The organism is Shewanella sp. OMA3-2, from assembly GCF_021513195.1.
Lineage (GTDB): Bacteria > Pseudomonadota > Gammaproteobacteria > Enterobacterales > Shewanellaceae > Shewanella.
In genome coordinates this window covers 2468675-2485428 of record NZ_CP090974.1, presented here as the reverse complement: position 1 = coordinate 2485428, position 16754 = coordinate 2468675, and the positions used below count along the sequence as shown (strand labels likewise).

At 38.7% G+C, this 16754-nt stretch carries 17 protein-coding genes; 3 read left to right on the top strand and 14 right to left on the bottom strand.

Annotated features, from left to right (window positions below; translation table 11 throughout):
- Positions 1–33 precede the first annotated feature (33 nt).
- On the top strand, positions 34–669 hold the full coding sequence (locus L0B17_RS11080) for a DUF2987 domain-containing protein (protein ID WP_235084824.1): 636 nt from the start codon (positions 34–36) through the stop codon (positions 667–669).
- Between the two features lie 138 nt (positions 670–807).
- On the opposite strand, the gene ttcA is transcribed toward L0B17_RS11080, so the two are convergent.
- The 11 genes from ttcA to ccoN form a co-directional block, all read right to left on the bottom strand.
- Positions 808–1752, bottom strand: a complete 945-nt coding sequence (ttcA, locus tag L0B17_RS11075) for a tRNA 2-thiocytidine(32) synthetase TtcA (protein ID WP_235084822.1) — start codon at positions 1750–1752, stop codon at positions 808–810.
- An 89-nt stretch (positions 1753–1841) separates the two neighbouring features.
- The gene (gene uspE / locus L0B17_RS11070) at positions 1842–2771 is read right to left on the bottom strand and encodes a universal stress protein UspE (protein ID WP_235084821.1); all 930 of its coding nucleotides are present in this window, start codon (positions 2769–2771) and stop codon (positions 1842–1844) included.
- Positions 2772–2870: 99 nt separating this feature from the next.
- Entirely contained in the window at positions 2871–3623 is a 753-nt protein-coding gene (gene etrA, locus L0B17_RS11065; protein WP_235084820.1) for an electron transport transcriptional regulator EtrA, read from the bottom strand.
- Between the two features lie 37 nt (positions 3624–3660).
- On the bottom strand, positions 3661–4347 hold the full coding sequence (locus tag L0B17_RS11060; RefSeq protein WP_235084819.1) for a sulfite exporter TauE/SafE family protein: 687 nt from the start codon (positions 4345–4347) through the stop codon (positions 3661–3663).
- A complete protein-coding gene (ccoS, locus tag L0B17_RS11055; RefSeq protein WP_235084817.1) occupies positions 4344–4565 on the bottom strand; it encodes a cbb3-type cytochrome oxidase assembly protein CcoS in 222 nt (73 codons plus the stop codon). The genes L0B17_RS11060 and ccoS overlap by 4 nt, the downstream gene beginning before the upstream one ends.
- Entirely contained in the window at positions 4562–6958 is a 2397-nt protein-coding gene (locus tag L0B17_RS11050) for a heavy metal translocating P-type ATPase (RefSeq protein ID WP_235084815.1), read from the bottom strand. Before L0B17_RS11050 ends, ccoS begins: the two co-directional genes overlap by 4 nt.
- A gap of 15 nt (positions 6959–6973) precedes the next feature.
- Positions 6974–7453: a FixH family protein gene (locus L0B17_RS11045; RefSeq protein ID WP_235084814.1), complete on the bottom strand. Its 480-nt coding sequence runs from the start codon at positions 7451–7453 to the stop codon at positions 6974–6976.
- A gap of 116 nt (positions 7454–7569) precedes the next feature.
- On the bottom strand, positions 7570–8538 hold the full coding sequence (gene ccoP, locus L0B17_RS11040; RefSeq protein WP_235084812.1) for a cytochrome-c oxidase, cbb3-type subunit III: 969 nt from the start codon (positions 8536–8538) through the stop codon (positions 7570–7572).
- Between the two features lie 5 nt (positions 8539–8543).
- Positions 8544–8720 (bottom strand): cbb3-type cytochrome oxidase subunit 3, encoded by a 177-nt coding sequence (locus tag L0B17_RS11035; RefSeq protein ID WP_235089761.1) that lies wholly within the window; start codon positions 8718–8720, stop codon positions 8544–8546.
- A 9-nt stretch (positions 8721–8729) separates the two neighbouring features.
- Entirely contained in the window at positions 8730–9344 is a 615-nt protein-coding gene (ccoO, locus tag L0B17_RS11030) for a cytochrome-c oxidase, cbb3-type subunit II (RefSeq protein WP_235084811.1), read from the bottom strand.
- 12 nt (positions 9345–9356) lie between these two features.
- The gene (gene ccoN, locus L0B17_RS11025) at positions 9357–10790 is read right to left on the bottom strand and encodes a cytochrome-c oxidase, cbb3-type subunit I (RefSeq protein ID WP_235084809.1); all 1434 of its coding nucleotides are present in this window, start codon (positions 10788–10790) and stop codon (positions 9357–9359) included.
- A gap of 269 nt (positions 10791–11059) precedes the next feature.
- Between ccoN and L0B17_RS11020 the strand changes: the two genes are divergently transcribed.
- Complete coding sequence (locus L0B17_RS11020) at positions 11060–11512, top strand: hypothetical protein (protein WP_235084808.1); 453 nt, start codon at positions 11060–11062, stop codon at positions 11510–11512.
- A 704-nt stretch (positions 11513–12216) separates the two neighbouring features.
- Positions 12217–13515, top strand: a complete 1299-nt coding sequence (locus tag L0B17_RS11010; RefSeq protein WP_235084806.1) for a tyrosine-type recombinase/integrase — start codon at positions 12217–12219, stop codon at positions 13513–13515.
- Between the two features lie 518 nt (positions 13516–14033).
- Here L0B17_RS11010 and L0B17_RS11005 read toward each other — a convergent pair.
- From L0B17_RS11005 to L0B17_RS10995, 3 genes are read right to left on the bottom strand one after another with little or no spacing between them, the layout of a single operon-like run.
- The gene (locus tag L0B17_RS11005; protein ID WP_235084803.1) at positions 14034–14486 is read right to left on the bottom strand and encodes a hypothetical protein; all 453 of its coding nucleotides are present in this window, start codon (positions 14484–14486) and stop codon (positions 14034–14036) included.
- 31 nt (positions 14487–14517) lie between these two features.
- Positions 14518–15069, bottom strand: coding sequence for a type II toxin-antitoxin system antitoxin DNA ADP-ribosyl glycohydrolase DarG (darG, locus tag L0B17_RS11000; RefSeq protein ID WP_235084801.1), 552 nt, complete (start codon positions 15067–15069; stop codon positions 14518–14520).
- Positions 15070–15121: 52 nt separating this feature from the next.
- Positions 15122–16738 (bottom strand): deoxycytidylate deaminase, encoded by a 1617-nt coding sequence (locus L0B17_RS10995; protein WP_235084799.1) that lies wholly within the window; start codon positions 16736–16738, stop codon positions 15122–15124.
- Between the last annotated feature and the right edge of the window lie 16 nt (positions 16739–16754).

Below are 16754 nucleotides of genomic sequence, written 5' to 3'. Positions count from 1 at the left end.
ATAGATGATTATTGTTCAAACGGGATTGTTAATATGTTATTGCGTAAGTTAGTTTTTTTGGGGCTCACATTATATTCATTTAGTGCCTTTAATGTGATGTCTGACACTGTTTCGTTAGAATATAATAGCTTTTATAATCCGCTTAAACGGGTGAATAAAGGCAGTTATCCGAGTGTCGAATTAGCATTTAGTGTCCCACAATCAGATGATTGCAAAATCATTTCGGGAAATATTACCACCGAATCACAATCTTTTCCGCTAACCTATACTCCAGCACAACGCATATATATTCCATACAATGAGGATTTAAAGTCAAACCGCGGCCTCATTAATATTGAAGTACAGGGGGATTCGAGTCAGTGTGGTATCGCAATGCAGGTCAGAGCGCGTGAAGCACTTAGCGAATATCGCGATAATGAATTGTTATTAGTGTTAAATGACATGAATGGTCTACTTGATTCTTTACAAGGCTTTCCAATGAAGTATTTTAGAAAACCCCTTTCTGGTTTAACATTTGAGTTTGCTGATGATAAACCTATCACTATGACGTTGAACGGTGAAACCCAGCAGATTACTAAACACTTCACTTTAAACAGTGAAAAAATTGCTTCTTTGATACATTTAACCTTTTCAGAGAAACCAAACGTAGTTAGCCCTTGGGTTAATTAATATCAAAATGACTTATCTATTATGTTAGGTGCCGAATTGATTGACGTTTTCAATGAAATATTGCCAATTATAACTGTATGCAACATATAGCAGAAAAAAGCCCTGTAATCACAGGGCTGTTTATTCAGCGAATATTCTTTACGGTTTAAATGTCGTTACAATATTAATGCGCTGTGCTGCATCAAGATCAATATGGCCATTGTTACTAATATCTAAAAAATCAAATGCAGGTAAATCAGACTCAGCGACATCACCTTTTAATGGTGCGTTGGCATCACGTTCTAAGCTTAAAAAATCAAATTGTTCGCGATCAACACCCTGTGAAGGGGCAGTATTTTGCATCGCAGTAAAGATAGTTTCAATTCTACCAGGATACTGTTTGTCCCAAAGACTGAGCATGTCTTTTATTGCACCGCGCTTTAAGTTTTCCTGTGAACCACATAAATTACACGGAATAATAGGAAACTCTTTCAAACTCGCATATTCAGCAATATCTTTTTCGCGGCTATACGCTAAGGGTCTAATAACCATATTAGCACCGTCATCTGAAAGTAACTTAGGCGGCATAGACTTCATTCTACCGCCATAAAACATATTTAAAAATAATGTTTCTATGATGTCATCTCTATGATGCCCCAATGCAATTTTAGTCGCGCCAATACGCTGGGCAAAACCATACAAGGTACCACGACGTAATCTAGAACATAATGAGCAGGTAGTTTTACCTTCAGGGATTTTATCTTTAACGATAGAGTAGGTGTCTTTTTCTAGAATATGGTAGGCAATGCCTAGCTTATCCAAATAAGCAGGTAATACATGCTCAGGATAACCTGGTTGTTTTTGGTCTAGATTGACGGCAACAATGTTAAATGAAATTGGTGCACGTTTCTGAAGCTTAATTAAGATATCAAGCATAGCATAACTGTCTTTACCGCCAGATAGGCAGCACATGACTAAATCACCTTCTTCAATCATGTTGTAGTCGGCAATTGCGCTACCAACTTCGCTGCGTAAGCGTTTTTCCAGTTTGGTCATGCGGGTGATATTTTGTTTAACTTGATCGAGTTTTTCTACTTCAGACATAAAAATGCGCCCAGTAACTGTGTGTTTCAGGGCGCGTATTATTCCAGTAATATGTTACTGGGTAAAGTAGAACTCAAAGATAGCCCGAGTTATTCAGCTAAAGGTGACTTATAACCATCGGGTTTGAGTGCTAGTAAATCACAATTCAAGCTATCAATAACATGCTCAGCTGTATTACCGATTAAGGCTGCTGAAAAACCAGTACGACCTACTGTACCTAAAATAACTAATTCAGCGTCGAGTTTTTCGGCAAGTTCTGGAATGACATCCTCAGGTAATCCTTCTTCTACATGGCAATTTTCAAATGGAATATTATATTCCTGCGCAATATAGCGAACTCGTTCTTCATGCTGAACTCTGACATTGTCATTATAAGCATTAACATCAAAGTCAGGTAATTCAATAGCCAGATTAATGGGTGTACCAGGATAGCCATTAACCAGATGTACATTGGCTGAAAATTTAACCGCTAAGTCTTGTGCATAACGGATAATCTTACCGTTTAAATTTTGTTGATCTTCATCTTCTGATGCAACATTTATAGCACATAAAATTTTTCCAGAAACTGGCCAAGCGTGTTCCTTTACCATTAATACCGGTTGCGGGGCTTTACGCATAAGATGCCAATCTGTAGGGGTGAAAATAACCGCCTTTAGTTTGTCGTGTGCGTGGGTGCTTTTTACGATTAAATCGAAATCCCCAGCAATGGCATAATTAATCACTGATTCAAAAGGGCGGTTATGCCAAACAACCTGGCTATTAATCATGATGTCTGGATTGTTTGTTCGTAAAATTAGCTCGTTTAACCAAGCGGTACGTTGATCAATAACACCTTGTCGCATGGCTTCTCTTTCTTGGGCGGAGAGTATCGAAGTCATTTCATAGGAGAAATCAAAAATAGATAAGAAAGCTGTGATTTGAGCTTGGCTTTTTGATGCCAGCTCAATGGCTCTGTCGAGGGCTGCTTGATGGTCTGTTGTAGGGTTAATAATAACCAGTATTTTTTTATATTCCTTCATATAACCTCCAAAGCCTTTTAATTTAGTAAGCTAGTGATATATATATTAGTATCACCTATTACTTATTAATATAACTTGAACTAGATCAAATAATCACCATTAAGTGGCTATTCGCGCATGTCCGGCCAATACCCCTAATGCTTGATGATCAACGATTGAAATGTATTTACCATTAACTTCAATAAGACCTGATTTTTGGAAACGGCCTAATAAACGGCTTATGGTTTCAACAGTTAAACCAAGATAATTACCAATATCGCCACGCGTCATGGTGAGTCTAAACTCTTTAGGTGAGAAGCCTCGACTACCAAAACGATTGCCTAAATTATTAATAAAGGCCGCCAAGCGTTCCTCAGCATTTTTCTTTGATAACAGTAAAATCATCTCTTGATCGCCCATGATTTCACTGCTCATTAAACGCATAATTTGTTGACGTAATCTTGGCATACTTCCAGACAATTCATCTAAAGTATCGTAGGGGATTTCGCATACCATAGATGTTTCTAATGCTTGAGCAAAGCTTTGATGAATTAGCGAGTGGATGCCATCAAAACCAATGACGTCACCCGCTAGATGAAACCCGGTTATTTGCTCATCACCTTGTTCGGTAATAGTATAGCTTTTAACTGTGCCAGAGCGAATAGCGTATAACGAACGTAGGCTGTCACCGGATTTAAATATTTGATCGCCTTTTTGAACCGGTTTTTTTCGCTCGATAATATTATCAAGTTTATCAAGTTCAGCATCATTCAATGTGAAAGGAATACAAAGTGTCGACATGCTACAGTCATGGCAATGAATCGCATTCCCGCCCGTATTTGGACGGCTAACTTTGTGTTGCTCACTTGGCATAATTGTTCCTAAATCATATCAGTATTATCATGGTAAACTAAAGTTGATAAATAGCCACATAGATAGTCTGTAAACCAAAACTAATCAGTAATAAGCCACTTATTATTCTGACCGACTTTTTCTGTACCCAAGTGGCTAATTTTTTTGCCGCGAGTCCTGCCATTAACAATGCCGGTAGGGTACCTAAGCCAAAGGATAGCATAATTAGCCCACCTTGAAGTGCGCTACCTGAAGCGACAGACCAAGTAAGCGTACTGTAAACCAAGCCACAAGGTAACCAGCCCCACACCATACCGGCAAGAATGGCTTGACTAGGGTGTTGAATCGGTAAAATACGTTTCGTTAAAGGTTGTATTAGTTTCCATAAACCTTTACCTATTCTTTCAATATAAACAATCCCAAACCAAATTTGAGCAATGTATAAACCGGTGATGATCATCATAATGCCGGCAAAAAAACGTAAATATAAAAGATAGTCATCTACAGCAAACATAGCCCCAAGTGCCGCAGTGCTACCGCCAACGATACATCCTGCAAGGGTGTAGCTTGTTATGCGACCAAGATTATAACTGAGTAAAAAACTTAATTGATGCGCAAGCTGATTCCCTGCACGATTAGGAAGGTTAGCGGAAAATGCGCCTATCAAGCCACCACACATGCCAAAACAATGTGCTGCGCCCATCAAGCCGACTAGAAAAGCACCGACAAAGTTAAATTCAATCACAAAGGTGTCTCAGACTTTTTATCACTGCTGGTACACTTTGCATCACCTGAGCTCGATAATGATTTAGCCTGTTGTTGGCTATCATCGTCAAATAGAATCGACACGCTTTGTCTGTCCAAGTCATCGAATTGCTCACTTTTAACAGCCCAGAAAAATACAATGACTGCGATTAATACAAATAACATCGCGATTGGAATTAATACGTAAATAATACTCATAATTTAAGCCTTAGCAGTCGTAAACTGTTACTGACAACAATGATAGAACTTACCGACATGCCAATGGCAGCTATGTAAGGCACGACATGTCCGGTTACCGCTAGCGGTAAAATAATCACATTATATCCAAAAGCCCAAGCTAAGTTTTGTTTAATAATTCTATTAGCATATTTGGATACTGTAATCGCATCATTGAAGCGCGAAAGATGATCACCAAGTAAAATAAGATCGGCACTGTTTTTAGCTATAGCACTGCCGCTCCCCATAGCGACCGAAATATTCGCACCCGCTAGCACAGGTGCATCGTTTACACCATCACCAAACATGGCAACTTGTTTGGTTTGCTGTAACTGGTTTATCAGGTCTAGCTTTGATTGTGGACTTAAGCCTGAGTGCACATCAGTAATATTAAGCCGTTGGGCTAAGAAGTTAGCATGACCAGAACTGTCACCTGTCGCCATACTGACGCCTATTGATTGATTTCTTAAAGTTTGGATCACTGTTTGACTGTCAGGTCTAATGTCATCAATCAATTCAAATGAAGCGACCAACACATTAGCAATGCTTAAATAAACATGTTGATGCTCAATATTTTTATGTTTAGACAGACGTTCAGATTGCTGCAAACAAAAAGCTAGTGACCCTAGCTTAATGATTTTACCTTTAAAATACCCTTGAACCCCTTGGCTCACTTCATGACGTACATCATCGATGGCTTGATTGAGATCATGGTAAGGAATAAACACCTGCGCAATAGGGTGCAATGAACCTTGCTCTAAATTAGCGGCTAAAGATAAAGCGGTGCTTTGATCAATATCTGCAAATAATTGTACTGTGCCCAATGACAACTTACCGCATGTCAATGTGCCTGTTTTGTCAAATACCACATGATTGATGTTAGGCAGCTTTTCAAACACGCCTGACTTTCGAGTAATAATACCTAATTTAGTGAAAATGGCTGTGGCGCACGTCACCGCTGTTGGAGTGGCTAGTGCAAGGGCACATGGGCAGGTAGCAACTAAAACTGATAGAGTGACCCAAAATGCATCTTCAGGGGAAATTTGTAGCCAAATAAAATAGGTGAGGGTAGCAATAGTTAAAATAGTGGCAGAGAAATAACGGGCTAATCTATCGGCTAATAAAGCTATATTGGGCTTATTATTTGAAGCAAATTCTTGTAAGCGGATAATTTCAGCAACTAATTGATCTTGGCCTAAAGCGGTGACTTCTACTTCAAGTGGTTGGTCGACATTAATTGTTCCTGCATAAACTGCTTGATTAGTTTGCTTCAGCACTGGCATTTGCTCACCAGTGAGCATAGATTCATTAAGACTTGATAAACCTTTGATAACTATGCCATCTGCTGCAACTATATCACCAGGGCGAACTAAAATAATATCACCTATTTTTAGCCTTTTAGCGGCAACTTCTATGGCTTGTCCGTCTTGCATAATATGTGCAGTAACAGGAACCAGCTTATGTAAGTTACTTGAACTCACAGAGGCTTTTTGTTTTGCTTGCTGCTCGAAGTAGCGCCCCAATAACAAAAAGAAAGTAAACATAGAAACAGATTCAAAATAGACTTCGCCATTGCCATTAACCGTTGCAATACAACTCGCTATATAAGCACCTGCAATGGCAATCGACACAGATAAGTCCATATTCAACTTACCTAAAAGTAGGCTGCGAATAGCGCTAAAATAAAAAGGTTGCGCAGAATAAAACACTACTGGTGCGGCGAATATCATGCTTACCCATCTGAAATAGTCTCTAAGTTCTATGTCTAAAGCGGAAAAATAGCCTGAATATAAGGCGAGGGCAAACATCATGACCTGCATGGTAGCAAAACCCGCTAAACCTAAACGCAGTAAAAACTTTCTGCTTTCAGCTTTACTGAGTTTTTCTTGGTCATCTACTTGATAAGGCGCGGCTTGATAACCAATATCACTGATTTGTTTTAATATTTGACTTAACGCTACATCATCAGAATGCCAAGCGACAATGGCACGTTGAGTCGTTGAGTTAACATTAATGCTGGCAACACCTGATAAAGTTTTAACTTTATGCTCAATTAACCAGGCACACGCGGCGCACGTTATACCATCAATAGATAAAGACAAGCTTTTAAGCGTACCTTGTTGGTGTACTAAATCTTGCTGTACTTCAGGTAAATCATAAGCACTAAACTGATTTAATCCATCGGGGATCAGTGCACTTTGCTTATTACCAGGCTCGCTTCTAAAGCGATAATAGTTAATTAATCCTGCATCGATAATCGCTTGAGAAACGGCCTGACAACCAGGGCAACACATCAATTGTGCTTGCCCGTCGATGATTGTGGTAAATTTATCAGCGGTTAAAACGGGTTCATTACAATGAAAACATGATGTCATTAGGCACAGCCCAGGTTAATTTAGCCAATACTCAACATTATCGGTAATATCTATACGTTGTTGAATGCGCCATTCGGCATCAAAACCTTCAATACGAATTTCCCAAGGACCTCTAATCGATTCATCCAAGGGGATACGATAAATACCTGAACCATCGGCAGTGACTTTTAAATCAATGTCTAGTGCTTTAAGTGTTCTGTGATAAAAATTGATATTTAAAGCCGCTGTATAGGCGGGGCCACCATGTTGAGTGATCTCAATCATACTGCCATCAATTTTGGCCAAGTATTGCATGCCAATTTTTTTAGCATGATTTATCTTACGTAAATCCTGGTTAATGGCTTTACCTTCTTTGTAATACTCTTCTGCCACTAATGAGTCAGAAGTATCTAAAGCAATAAGCAATAAGTTAATACTGGCAACAACCGCACATAGTGGCAGTATGATTAAAAACCAAGGCCAAAATTGTTTATACCAGGGTTGAATATCTGACATGGGGATTCCTAAGGTTGTCTTATTTCTATCGCGTTATTTTACAGGTTAACAGCTTAATTATCACTTAAAAAAAAGGCCTCGTTTAACACGAGGCCTTTACTATTACGGTTATGTAACTATTTGTTTGATAAACTATATACGTATGCTGCAATTACGTGAACTTTCTCTTCACCTAATATATCTTTCCATGCTGGCATTACACCCGCACGGCCGTATTGTATCGTTTCAATAATTGAACCGCGGCTACTACCATATAACCAAATATCATCAGTTAAATTTGGTGCACCCATGAATTTATTACCGGTAGCATCCATGCCATGGCAAGCAAAACAGCCCTTCATAAATGAACCTTGGCCTTGTGCTGCAAGTGCTGCATCATGTTCACCACCAGACAATTTAACCACATATTCAGCTAAGCCTTTAAACTCGCTTTCTTCAATGGGTAAACCACCTTTAGGAGGCATCATGCCGTTACGGCCATTCATCAATGTCGTCTTAATGTCGGTTAATTCACCGCCATATAACCAGTCTTTATCCGTGAGGTTAGGGAAGCCCTTTGAACCACGTGCATCAGAACCATGGCATTGCGCACAGTTTTGTAAAAATAATCGACCACCCACTTTCAGTGCTTCTTTATTTTTTACTAGCTCTTCCAAAGGTGTTGCTAAATAAGCATCAAAGATCGGACCATATTTGTCGTCAGCATGTGCCACTTCGCGGTCATACTGAGACAAGCGGTTTTCAGCTTTTGCAGCTTCTAACGCTGCGGCAGAATCAATTTTTATACCTTGATCAGTACCAATGCTTTGGTTAGAACTCGTCCAGCCAAATAAGCCTTTGTAGTTACCAAGACCTGGGTACATTGCTAAGTAAATAAGGCTGAATACAATGGTAATGTAGTACATATAAGACCACCACTTAGGCAGCGGGTTATTTAGTTCTTCAATACCATCGAAACTATGGCCCATTGATTCACCTTCTTCAATGCCAGTATTATTTTGCGACATTTTACGAAGGATGAAAAAACAACCAGCAATCACGATTAGTGTGAGTACGGTAATCCAAATACTCCAGAAGTTACTCATAATCATTACTTCTGCTCTCCTGAGTCTTGCGACCTTGTAGTTTTTTCATCATCTGCGAATACTAAGTTTGCCGCTTCATCAAATTTTGACTTGCTGTGCTTACTGTATGCCCAGAAAAAAATACCTACAAAAGTCACCATTACAATAATGGTTAAAATACCTTGAAAAGTGCCGTAATCCATCATTACCTCCTACTTGAGTGCATGACCCAAAGATTGTAAGTATGCGATTAGTGCATCCATTTCTGTTTTGCCTTCAACTGCTTTTTGAGCACCGGCCAGTTCTTCATCGGTATAAAGATGATCGTCTGGATGGAAATTACTTAAAATCTCCATTTTTTTCTGGGTCAACTTACCGTCTAAGATATTGTCCATAAGCCAAGGAAAACCAGGCATATTGGATTGAGGCACGACAGCACGAGGATCAATTAAATGCACTTCATGCCATTTGTCACTATAGCGACCACCAACACGTGCAAGATCAGGTCCTGTACGTTTAGAACCCCATTGAAAAGGGTGATCCCAAACAGACTCACCAGCAACAGAATAGTGACCGTAACGTTCGGTTTCAGCACGTAAAGGACGGATCATTTGGCTGTGACAGTTATAACAACCTTCACGTACGTAGATATCGCGACCTTCAATCTGCAAAGCCGTATAAGGAATTAATCCTTCTACTGGCTCAGTGGTATCTTTTTGAAAGATAAGCGGGGTAATTTGCACTAAACCACCAAAACTAATGGCGATAACTGTGAATATACCGAGCAAACCGACATTTTTTTCAATTAACTCATGACTAAATTTCATCGTATCTGCTCCTTATGCTTTTGCTTCAGCGAGTGCTGGCAATGAATCTTTAGGTGCTTTAACAGTGCGTATCACGTTGTATGCCATGATAAACATACCTGTTAAGAAGAATACACCACCAATAAAGCGAACAAAGTAGAAAGGATAAGATGCTTCTAAGCTTTCAACAAAGCTATAGGTCAATGTACCGTCAGAGTTAACTGCACGCCACATCAAACCTTGCATCACACCAGAAATCCACATAGACACGATATATAGCACAGTACCAATAGTTGCTAACCAGAAATGCACGTTCACTAAATTAGTGCTGTACATGCGGCCTTGGTTAAATAACACAGGGATTAAATGATACAAAGAACCAATAGAAACCATAGCAACCCAACCCAAGGCACCAGAATGAACATGGCCAACAGTCCAATCGGTATAATGAGATAAAGCATTGACGGTTTTAATTGCCATCATTGGACCTTCGAAGGTAGACATACCATAGAAAGACAATGACACAACAAGGAAACGAAGCACTGGGTCAGTACGCAGTTTATGCCATGCGCCTGATAACGTCATAATACCGTTAATCATTCCGCCCCAAGATGGTGCAAACAAAATTAACGACATCACCATACCTAAAGACTGAGTCCAGTCAGGTAAAGCGGTGTAATGCAAATGATGAGGGCCAGCCCATATATATAGTGCAATCAAAGACCAAAAGTGCACGATAGATAAGCGGTATGAATAAACAGGACGACCTGCTTGCTTAGGCACGAAATAGTACATCATTCCTAAGAAGCCTGCTGTCAGTAAGAAGCCCACTGCATTATGACCATACCACCACTGAACCATTGCATCTACAGCACCAGAATAAATAGGGTATGACTTAGTCAAACTCACAGGTACAACCATTGAATTCACAATGTGCAATACAGCAACTGTCAGAATAAAACCACCAAAGAACCAGTTCGCCACGTAAATATGGGATGTGGTTCGTTTAGCAATAGTACCGAAGAAAACAATTGCATAGCTTATCCAAATCACAGCAATAGCAATGTCTATCGGCCATTCTAATTCCGCATACTCTTTACCTTGGGTCATCCCCAATGGTAGAGATATAGCAGCGGCTATAATAACAAGTTGCCAACCCCAAAAAGTAAATGCGGCTAATTTAGGCGCAAATAAACGGGTTTGACAGGTACGTTGTACAACATAGTAGGATGTAGCGAAAAGAGCTGAAGTACCGAACGCGAAAATTACGGCATTGGTGTGTAGTGGTCGTAAACGACTATACGTTAACCAAGGCGTGTCGAAGTTCAGTTGCGGCCAGATTAACTGAGCAGCAATCAATACACCCACTGACATACCAAAAATACCCCACAACACTGTGGTTAAGGCAAATTGGCGGACAATAGTGTAATTGTAATCAGCGCCTGTAGACTGGGAATGGTTCATCATAATGCTTCCACGGCTTATTACTTAGACTTTTAATATTTAGTAAAGCGAGCTTTACCTGTTAAGTTGACAAATGGTTATAAAATGAACCCGAAAGGTTATTTTTACAACTATTTCTCAAGGTGTTACCTCGTTTTTGTTGTCTCTAACACGAGGCGGTGTAATGATACTTGAGCTGAGTCAAAAAAGATACTTCACAACATGCATCAAAGTTGATCTAGATCAAGCACTCCAAAATAATGTTATCAATTGAACGGTAAAGGTTAATCCTAGTGCATAAAATAATCAAAATAACTATTTTAGTAATTTCTTCAACGTTTTTAGTGGCCTGTGATAATCCAAAAACAACCGAAAAAACTACACTTCCAACCGATCCAACATTATGTCAGTTTTCAGCGGGGGAATGTCATAAAAAAGTTGCTGACTTAACGGTCAAATTGATGATAAATCCAGTTCATACACCAAGTGAAAAACCGCTTAATATTACGCTCACATCATCACAAGCAATCACTAATATTTCAATGCGAATAGAAGGGCGGGATATGTTTATGGGGGTAATACCGGTTTCATTGTCTTCTGTGGAAGATAATGAAGCCAATGGCACACTTATATTTGGATCCTGCAGTAGCAATTATATGGTATGGCGTGCATTCGTCACATTCGATTATAACAATCAACCGCGCACACTGATTTATGATTTTTTGGCAGATAACCCTGGACAGTAAAACGTTAAACAGTGGATGGAGAGGTATTTTTCTGGTTATTCGAAAATAACCTTTAATGATGCTTAACCGACAAGATAGGAGATTGGTGCATTAACCCAGCATTATTGTAGTCACTCTGAAAGCACAAATCGTAGAGGGGAACTGATAAGTGATTTTTGGTCACTTTAAACACGCGTACTTCACTGTAAGTAAACGATGTAACAATAGGGGAGAGAGCTAATAAACGGCAGATGGCTGATTTAGTGACTATTAATTTCTCGCAGCTCACAATCTAATTGATAATCATTCTCAACAATGTAATATAGGTATATTGAAGTGTACAAGGAGGCTATATGGCCAAAGTCAATGTCGCTATTGAGAGTAGCAAAGTGGCACAACTGATAAAAGCAGGGCACTTATGTGCAGCAGATTTACAGTGCTTAGACCAGGGAAAGTAAACAAACCTTATGGCAATTATGCCTGTTAAGTTGTCAAAACCGCATCGGTTGTCAAAAAGCACAATGTCAGCAAGCGTGTAATTTATCTAGCCAACAGAGGTCAACTCAGCAAACAATATATGACAAAAGCATTCGCCATACACAATCTGTATATCATTGTACCAATTAACCTCATATATTGGTGCCGATAAATAACGTTATCGGCATTAAGCATAAAACAGCTATAATACCCATATAATCAATAGTCTGAATTATATGCCAATCGCAATGACAACAGATCAACTCCCTCCAGTTTTGCCTCTTTTTGATGCAGCAGAATATGTATTGCAAGGTAATGCATTTATAAATAATCACATTACTCGTATTTCAATCGATAAAGTTACCGATGCAGGTTTAGTAATAGAACACTGTGCTGATTGGTTATTTGAACAAAAACAGTCAGAAAACAACTATAAAGCCTATCGCAGCGAGCTAACCACATATTTACATTGGTGTTTTGATGTTGTGTCATTATCACCAATTGCTGTCACACGCAAAGACATTGCTAAATTCATCGACTATTGCCAATCGCCGCCACAACACTTGATAGGTTATTTTAATGTCGCCCAGTTTAAACTGGACAAAGCCAGTGGCGAACGAATACCCAATGTGCAATGGCGGCCATTTATCGGTAAAAAGCAACTTGGTAAATGTTTACCATATCAATTAAGTGACAATGCGCTGAAGACTAAAATAGCAATATTATCATCATTTTATGGTTATTTAATTAGCGAAGAATACACAGAGCGTAATCCTGCACAGTTATGGCTTAAGCACAGCCGGTTTGCGGTTAAACGTAAATTTACGTTAGATGAAGACAACAATCATCATGCTTTTACCGAGCTGCAATGGTCCTATGTTGTCAGCACTGTCGAGCAATTAGCACAGCAGCAACCTGAACAACATCAACGCAGCTTATTTTTAATCACGCTATTATATAGCTGCTACTTACGTATCTCTGAAATCAGTGCGCGCGCAGGTTACGCGCCCATTATGAGTCAATTCAGACAAAACCCACATTCAGGTGTTTGGTATTTTCACGTGCCATATTCTAAAAGTGGCAAAGCACGTAATGTCGCTATTTCTAAAGCTTTGCTGGCTGGACTAGTTGATTATCGACGTTATTTGCGTCTCAGTGATTTACCCAACATCAACGATCAACATCCTATATTTGTCCGTCACAAAGCCGCAGCCCATGGACGTGAATCTGGTGTCATTAACGCCAATCTTGGTATTCGGCAAATCCGTGATGAAATAGATAAGCTGATTAACTTAGCTGCAGACAATGCAGCCAAAGATGGCTTTGAACATGACAGCCAACTTATGCGAAAACTTAGCGCGCACAATATTCGCCACACCGGAATAACACACGACATCAATATTAACCGTCGACCGTTATCACATGTACAAGCTGATGCAGGCCATGAAAGTATCGATACCACATCACAGTATTTACACACCACGCAAACAGAGCTTCATCAAAGTGCATTCAACAAACCATTAAATCATCTTGCTGAGATTAAATAATTGGCAGGCATTGACCGTAAAAAGTAAAAGCATGCAATCTCAGTACGATATTAAATACAGCTTTGACCTCTATATGCATAAATAAATTAGCATACTAGACAAGCGAATATGGAACATAATGCCGAATGTATGCATCAGTCACATATAAACACAACTGCGTACAATGTATATTATGTTAAATAGAGTATTTGTGTAATCTAACTAACTTGCCGCCTTTTGTGGTTTCTCATGCCAAATGAGTTTTGGCTAAATTGCTGTTTTTAGCCAGTGTCTGTTTATAGTTTAACTACCTATCAGTAAACTGAACATTTAAAGGCAGTATGTTTGAGAAAAATACATTTAAAGTCAAAAAGTCTTAGAATTAAGAATTTCAAAGACAAAGATACTTTTAAATGACTTAGACTTAGAAACTTGTATCAGCATAATTTAATATCAGGAACCTCATATGATCAACTACTGCTACTGAACTGAACTGAACCACATTTGTCATTCAGCCTCAGCACGTAAATATACAGTTATTAAATCCAAGATTGTTGCTTTAATCGTACCCACGCAGATTCGACATGTTGCATTGTCATCAACTGTTTCTTACGGTCATTCCAATGTTGAATTAATTCGAAAGCTTGCTCTTGCGTATTTGCGCCTTCATTTTTAGCAACCCAATGCACTGTGGACAATAACTCCACTCCATAAGGTGATTGATAGCCTTCAATTAAATCAGCCACACTTTGAATTTGTGAATTTATCGTCGAATCTGCTTTGCCTAAAAACAGCTTAGCTTCAATTAAGGCTTCATCTACAGGCGCTATTTCAGCCTCAACAACACCATCTCCAACACCTTGAATATAGTGGCCGTCCATACGTTCTAGCGCATGCCTTAATGAATCTGCATAAGGACCATAGTGATGTTTAACAAAATTGAGTTTTAAATCTTGTCCAGCAACTTGAAGAAAATAGGCGAGCTTTTGCACTTCAATTTTGGATAAACCATAATCAACACTTTTATAGGTTTCTAGCAGTGCAAGTATGGCTGCCCTGCCCGGGTGTCATTTTTGGCCTTGAGCTATTAGTCACTAAAGATGTTGCTTTGATTAGATCTGTGGGTTCAAATATACGAACATCAAGTGACTCTATCGTCGATAAATATTGAATAACCAGCGGTTTAACCTCAGCCCAATCAAGGCCACCATTACCACAGCCTAATGGCGGAATAGCAATTGAACGAATATCGTGTAGTTTGATCTGTTTAGCCAAATCCTTAAGCCCGCTTTCTACATCCTGAAGTCGTGAAGCACTGCGCCAGTGACCTTTTGTAGGGAAATTAATGATAAATCTAGGTAACGCCATCGCGCCTAGCTCAAAGGTAAACATTTGTCCTAATTTGACTTCACCCGCCTTACAAGCGGTTGCATAAGCCTTGAAATTTGCGGGCCACTTTTTCTTAAACTGCAGCGCAATACCTTTTCCCATTACGCCAACACAGTTAACTGTATTAACAATGGCATCAACATCTTGTTGCAGTAGTAAGTCACCTTCTACTGATTTAATCGCCATGTTATTGTCCTAAAAGTACCAGTTTTTCATTATCACTACGGGTAAGTTTATCTTATTCTGCTGCAAAATAGCATGAACTTGCTGTTGTAAATAATTTACCGCCTTTAATGCCCATGCTGCCATTTTTTGCTAATTGTAAAAATGCATTTTCTTCCGCATGCAGTGATCGTGTATGAACCTGATTCTTCTCACCTTCAACTTCATTTTGAATACTTTTAAAACAATATGATAAATTGTAACCTTTTAATGCATTACCACTTTTAGCCAGGCTTTTCTCAAAATCACTATGCTTTTGTAACGCAATAGTTCTAAACGTTTCATCGGTTCTTTCATATTTACTATAAATAGTAGGGTTAAAGTTAGACTTTAAGCCATTTAAAGACCTCAAATTGCAAGGTACTTGGCCATCAGCAACATCATTCCAACCTATAGATTTTATTGAAAAGTCAGAATCTGTAACTGCTGCACCTACTTGTCTAGAGATACAACCTGAATTTAATTTTGCCGAATAAGCAATTTGCATTACTCGCTCTGTAGATGTCGGAGTAACAATGCCAGGATGCTGCATTAAACTGATATACCAAGCCAATTGCGCCCTTAAAATATTATTATTTTGAGGTTCTTTTCTTGGATTGAATAGATGAATATCGGATATCTCTAAACATGCTTTGACGTTTTGAGTAAATAGTTTTTCTACTTCATTTGTAGCTGTTTTAGCTTTAGAGCCACATTCACCACACTTTGACACGGGTCCTTTTCCTAGATCACCAGACTCTTTGCTATCTATACTTTTAATTTCATCATCAGTAAATTTATGTATTTTTCTTAAATAATTAGTACGGTCTTCATTTGGCGCATTCACTGAAACTAAATAAAATGAAGCATATCGATCTTGAAAATACTTTGCTTCATATTGATTTCTGATAGCATCAATGACGATGCACGTAGATTTATTTGTCTTTTTTTGTGACCGTCGAAGAACTTTTACCACTCTATTTATTATTTCTGGTAGGTAATGAAGAAATTTAATCTTGAATGCCTTGCTCTCAAACCCAATAGATATTTCACCAGTCCTTCTGATTGAATTACCTGCTGCTTGATAGAGCTTTACATATGAACCTACTCCGAAGTGCTTATCAATCAGCTCCTTGAATTTTTTAGAAAATGTACTGTACTTTAACAGTAAAGCACGAAACTCAGCCTCATCAACACTTGGGATATTATTCAGTTCTTGATCAAAAATGTAACCTATAACTTCATTATATCTTTTCAAATTTGAAGTCCATGATGAAAGATCAAATTCTTTAAAAAATGTATCTGCCTTGTCTTTTTCAACACCTAAAATCTTCATAAAAAAGTTTATACAATCATCTTCTGGAGTCCGCATGAAGCTAGCAGAGATAAAGTCACTAACTTTTATAGCGTAAAACTGAGGGAATTTTTCATTAGCATATTTTTTAACGATTTCATAACGATGAGCATCCATCCCTTTAAAAAATTGAGCATCATCATTACTAAGGTCTTTAATTTCTGGAAACTCTGGCGATTTACTCGAGAGAATATTCGCCGTTGTTGTACAGCCACTTCCTGTTCGGCCAGTTAATCCAAGAAGAATAAAATCACTTCTTTGACTGAGTAATTCTTTCATAATATTTTGAGGTTCGTCCATGTAAGCTCTCTTTTAA

Excerpts from the sequence above, each read along its gene's own strand:
- L0B17_RS11080 (WP_235084824.1), top strand. The coding sequence starts at position 34 with ATGTTATTGCGTAAGTTAGTTTTTTTGGGGCTCACATTATATTCATTT.
- ttcA (WP_235084822.1), bottom strand. The coding sequence starts at position 1,752 with ATGTCTGAAGTAGAAAAACTCGATCAAGTTAAACAAAATATCACCCGC.
- uspE (WP_235084821.1), bottom strand. The coding sequence starts at position 2,771 with ATGAAGGAATATAAAAAAATACTGGTTATTATTAACCCTACAACAGAC.
- etrA (WP_235084820.1), bottom strand. The coding sequence starts at position 3,623 with ATGCCAAGTGAGCAACACAAAGTTAGCCGTCCAAATACGGGCGGGAAT.
- ccoS (WP_235084817.1), bottom strand. The coding sequence starts at position 4,565 with ATGAGTATTATTTACGTATTAATTCCAATCGCGATGTTATTTGTATTA.
- L0B17_RS11050 (WP_235084815.1), bottom strand. The coding sequence starts at position 6,958 with ATGACATCATGTTTTCATTGTAATGAACCCGTTTTAACCGCTGATAAA.
- L0B17_RS11045 (WP_235084814.1), bottom strand. The coding sequence starts at position 7,453 with ATGTCAGATATTCAACCCTGGTATAAACAATTTTGGCCTTGGTTTTTA.
- ccoP (WP_235084812.1), bottom strand. The coding sequence starts at position 8,538 with ATGAGTAACTTCTGGAGTATTTGGATTACCGTACTCACACTAATCGTG.
- L0B17_RS11035 (WP_235089761.1), bottom strand. The coding sequence starts at position 8,720 with ATGGATTACGGCACTTTTCAAGGTATTTTAACCATTATTGTAATGGTG.
- ccoO (WP_235084811.1), bottom strand. The coding sequence starts at position 9,344 with ATGAAATTTAGTCATGAGTTAATTGAAAAAAATGTCGGTTTGCTCGGT.
- ccoN (WP_235084809.1), bottom strand. The coding sequence starts at position 10,790 with ATGATGAACCATTCCCAGTCTACAGGCGCTGATTACAATTACACTATT.
- L0B17_RS11010 (WP_235084806.1), top strand. The coding sequence starts at position 12,217 with ATGACAACAGATCAACTCCCTCCAGTTTTGCCTCTTTTTGATGCAGCA.
- darG (WP_235084801.1), bottom strand. The coding sequence starts at position 15,069 with ATGGCGATTAAATCAGTAGAAGGTGACTTACTACTGCAACAAGATGTT.
- L0B17_RS10995 (WP_235084799.1), bottom strand. The coding sequence starts at position 16,738 with ATGGACGAACCTCAAAATATTATGAAAGAATTACTCAGTCAAAGAAGT.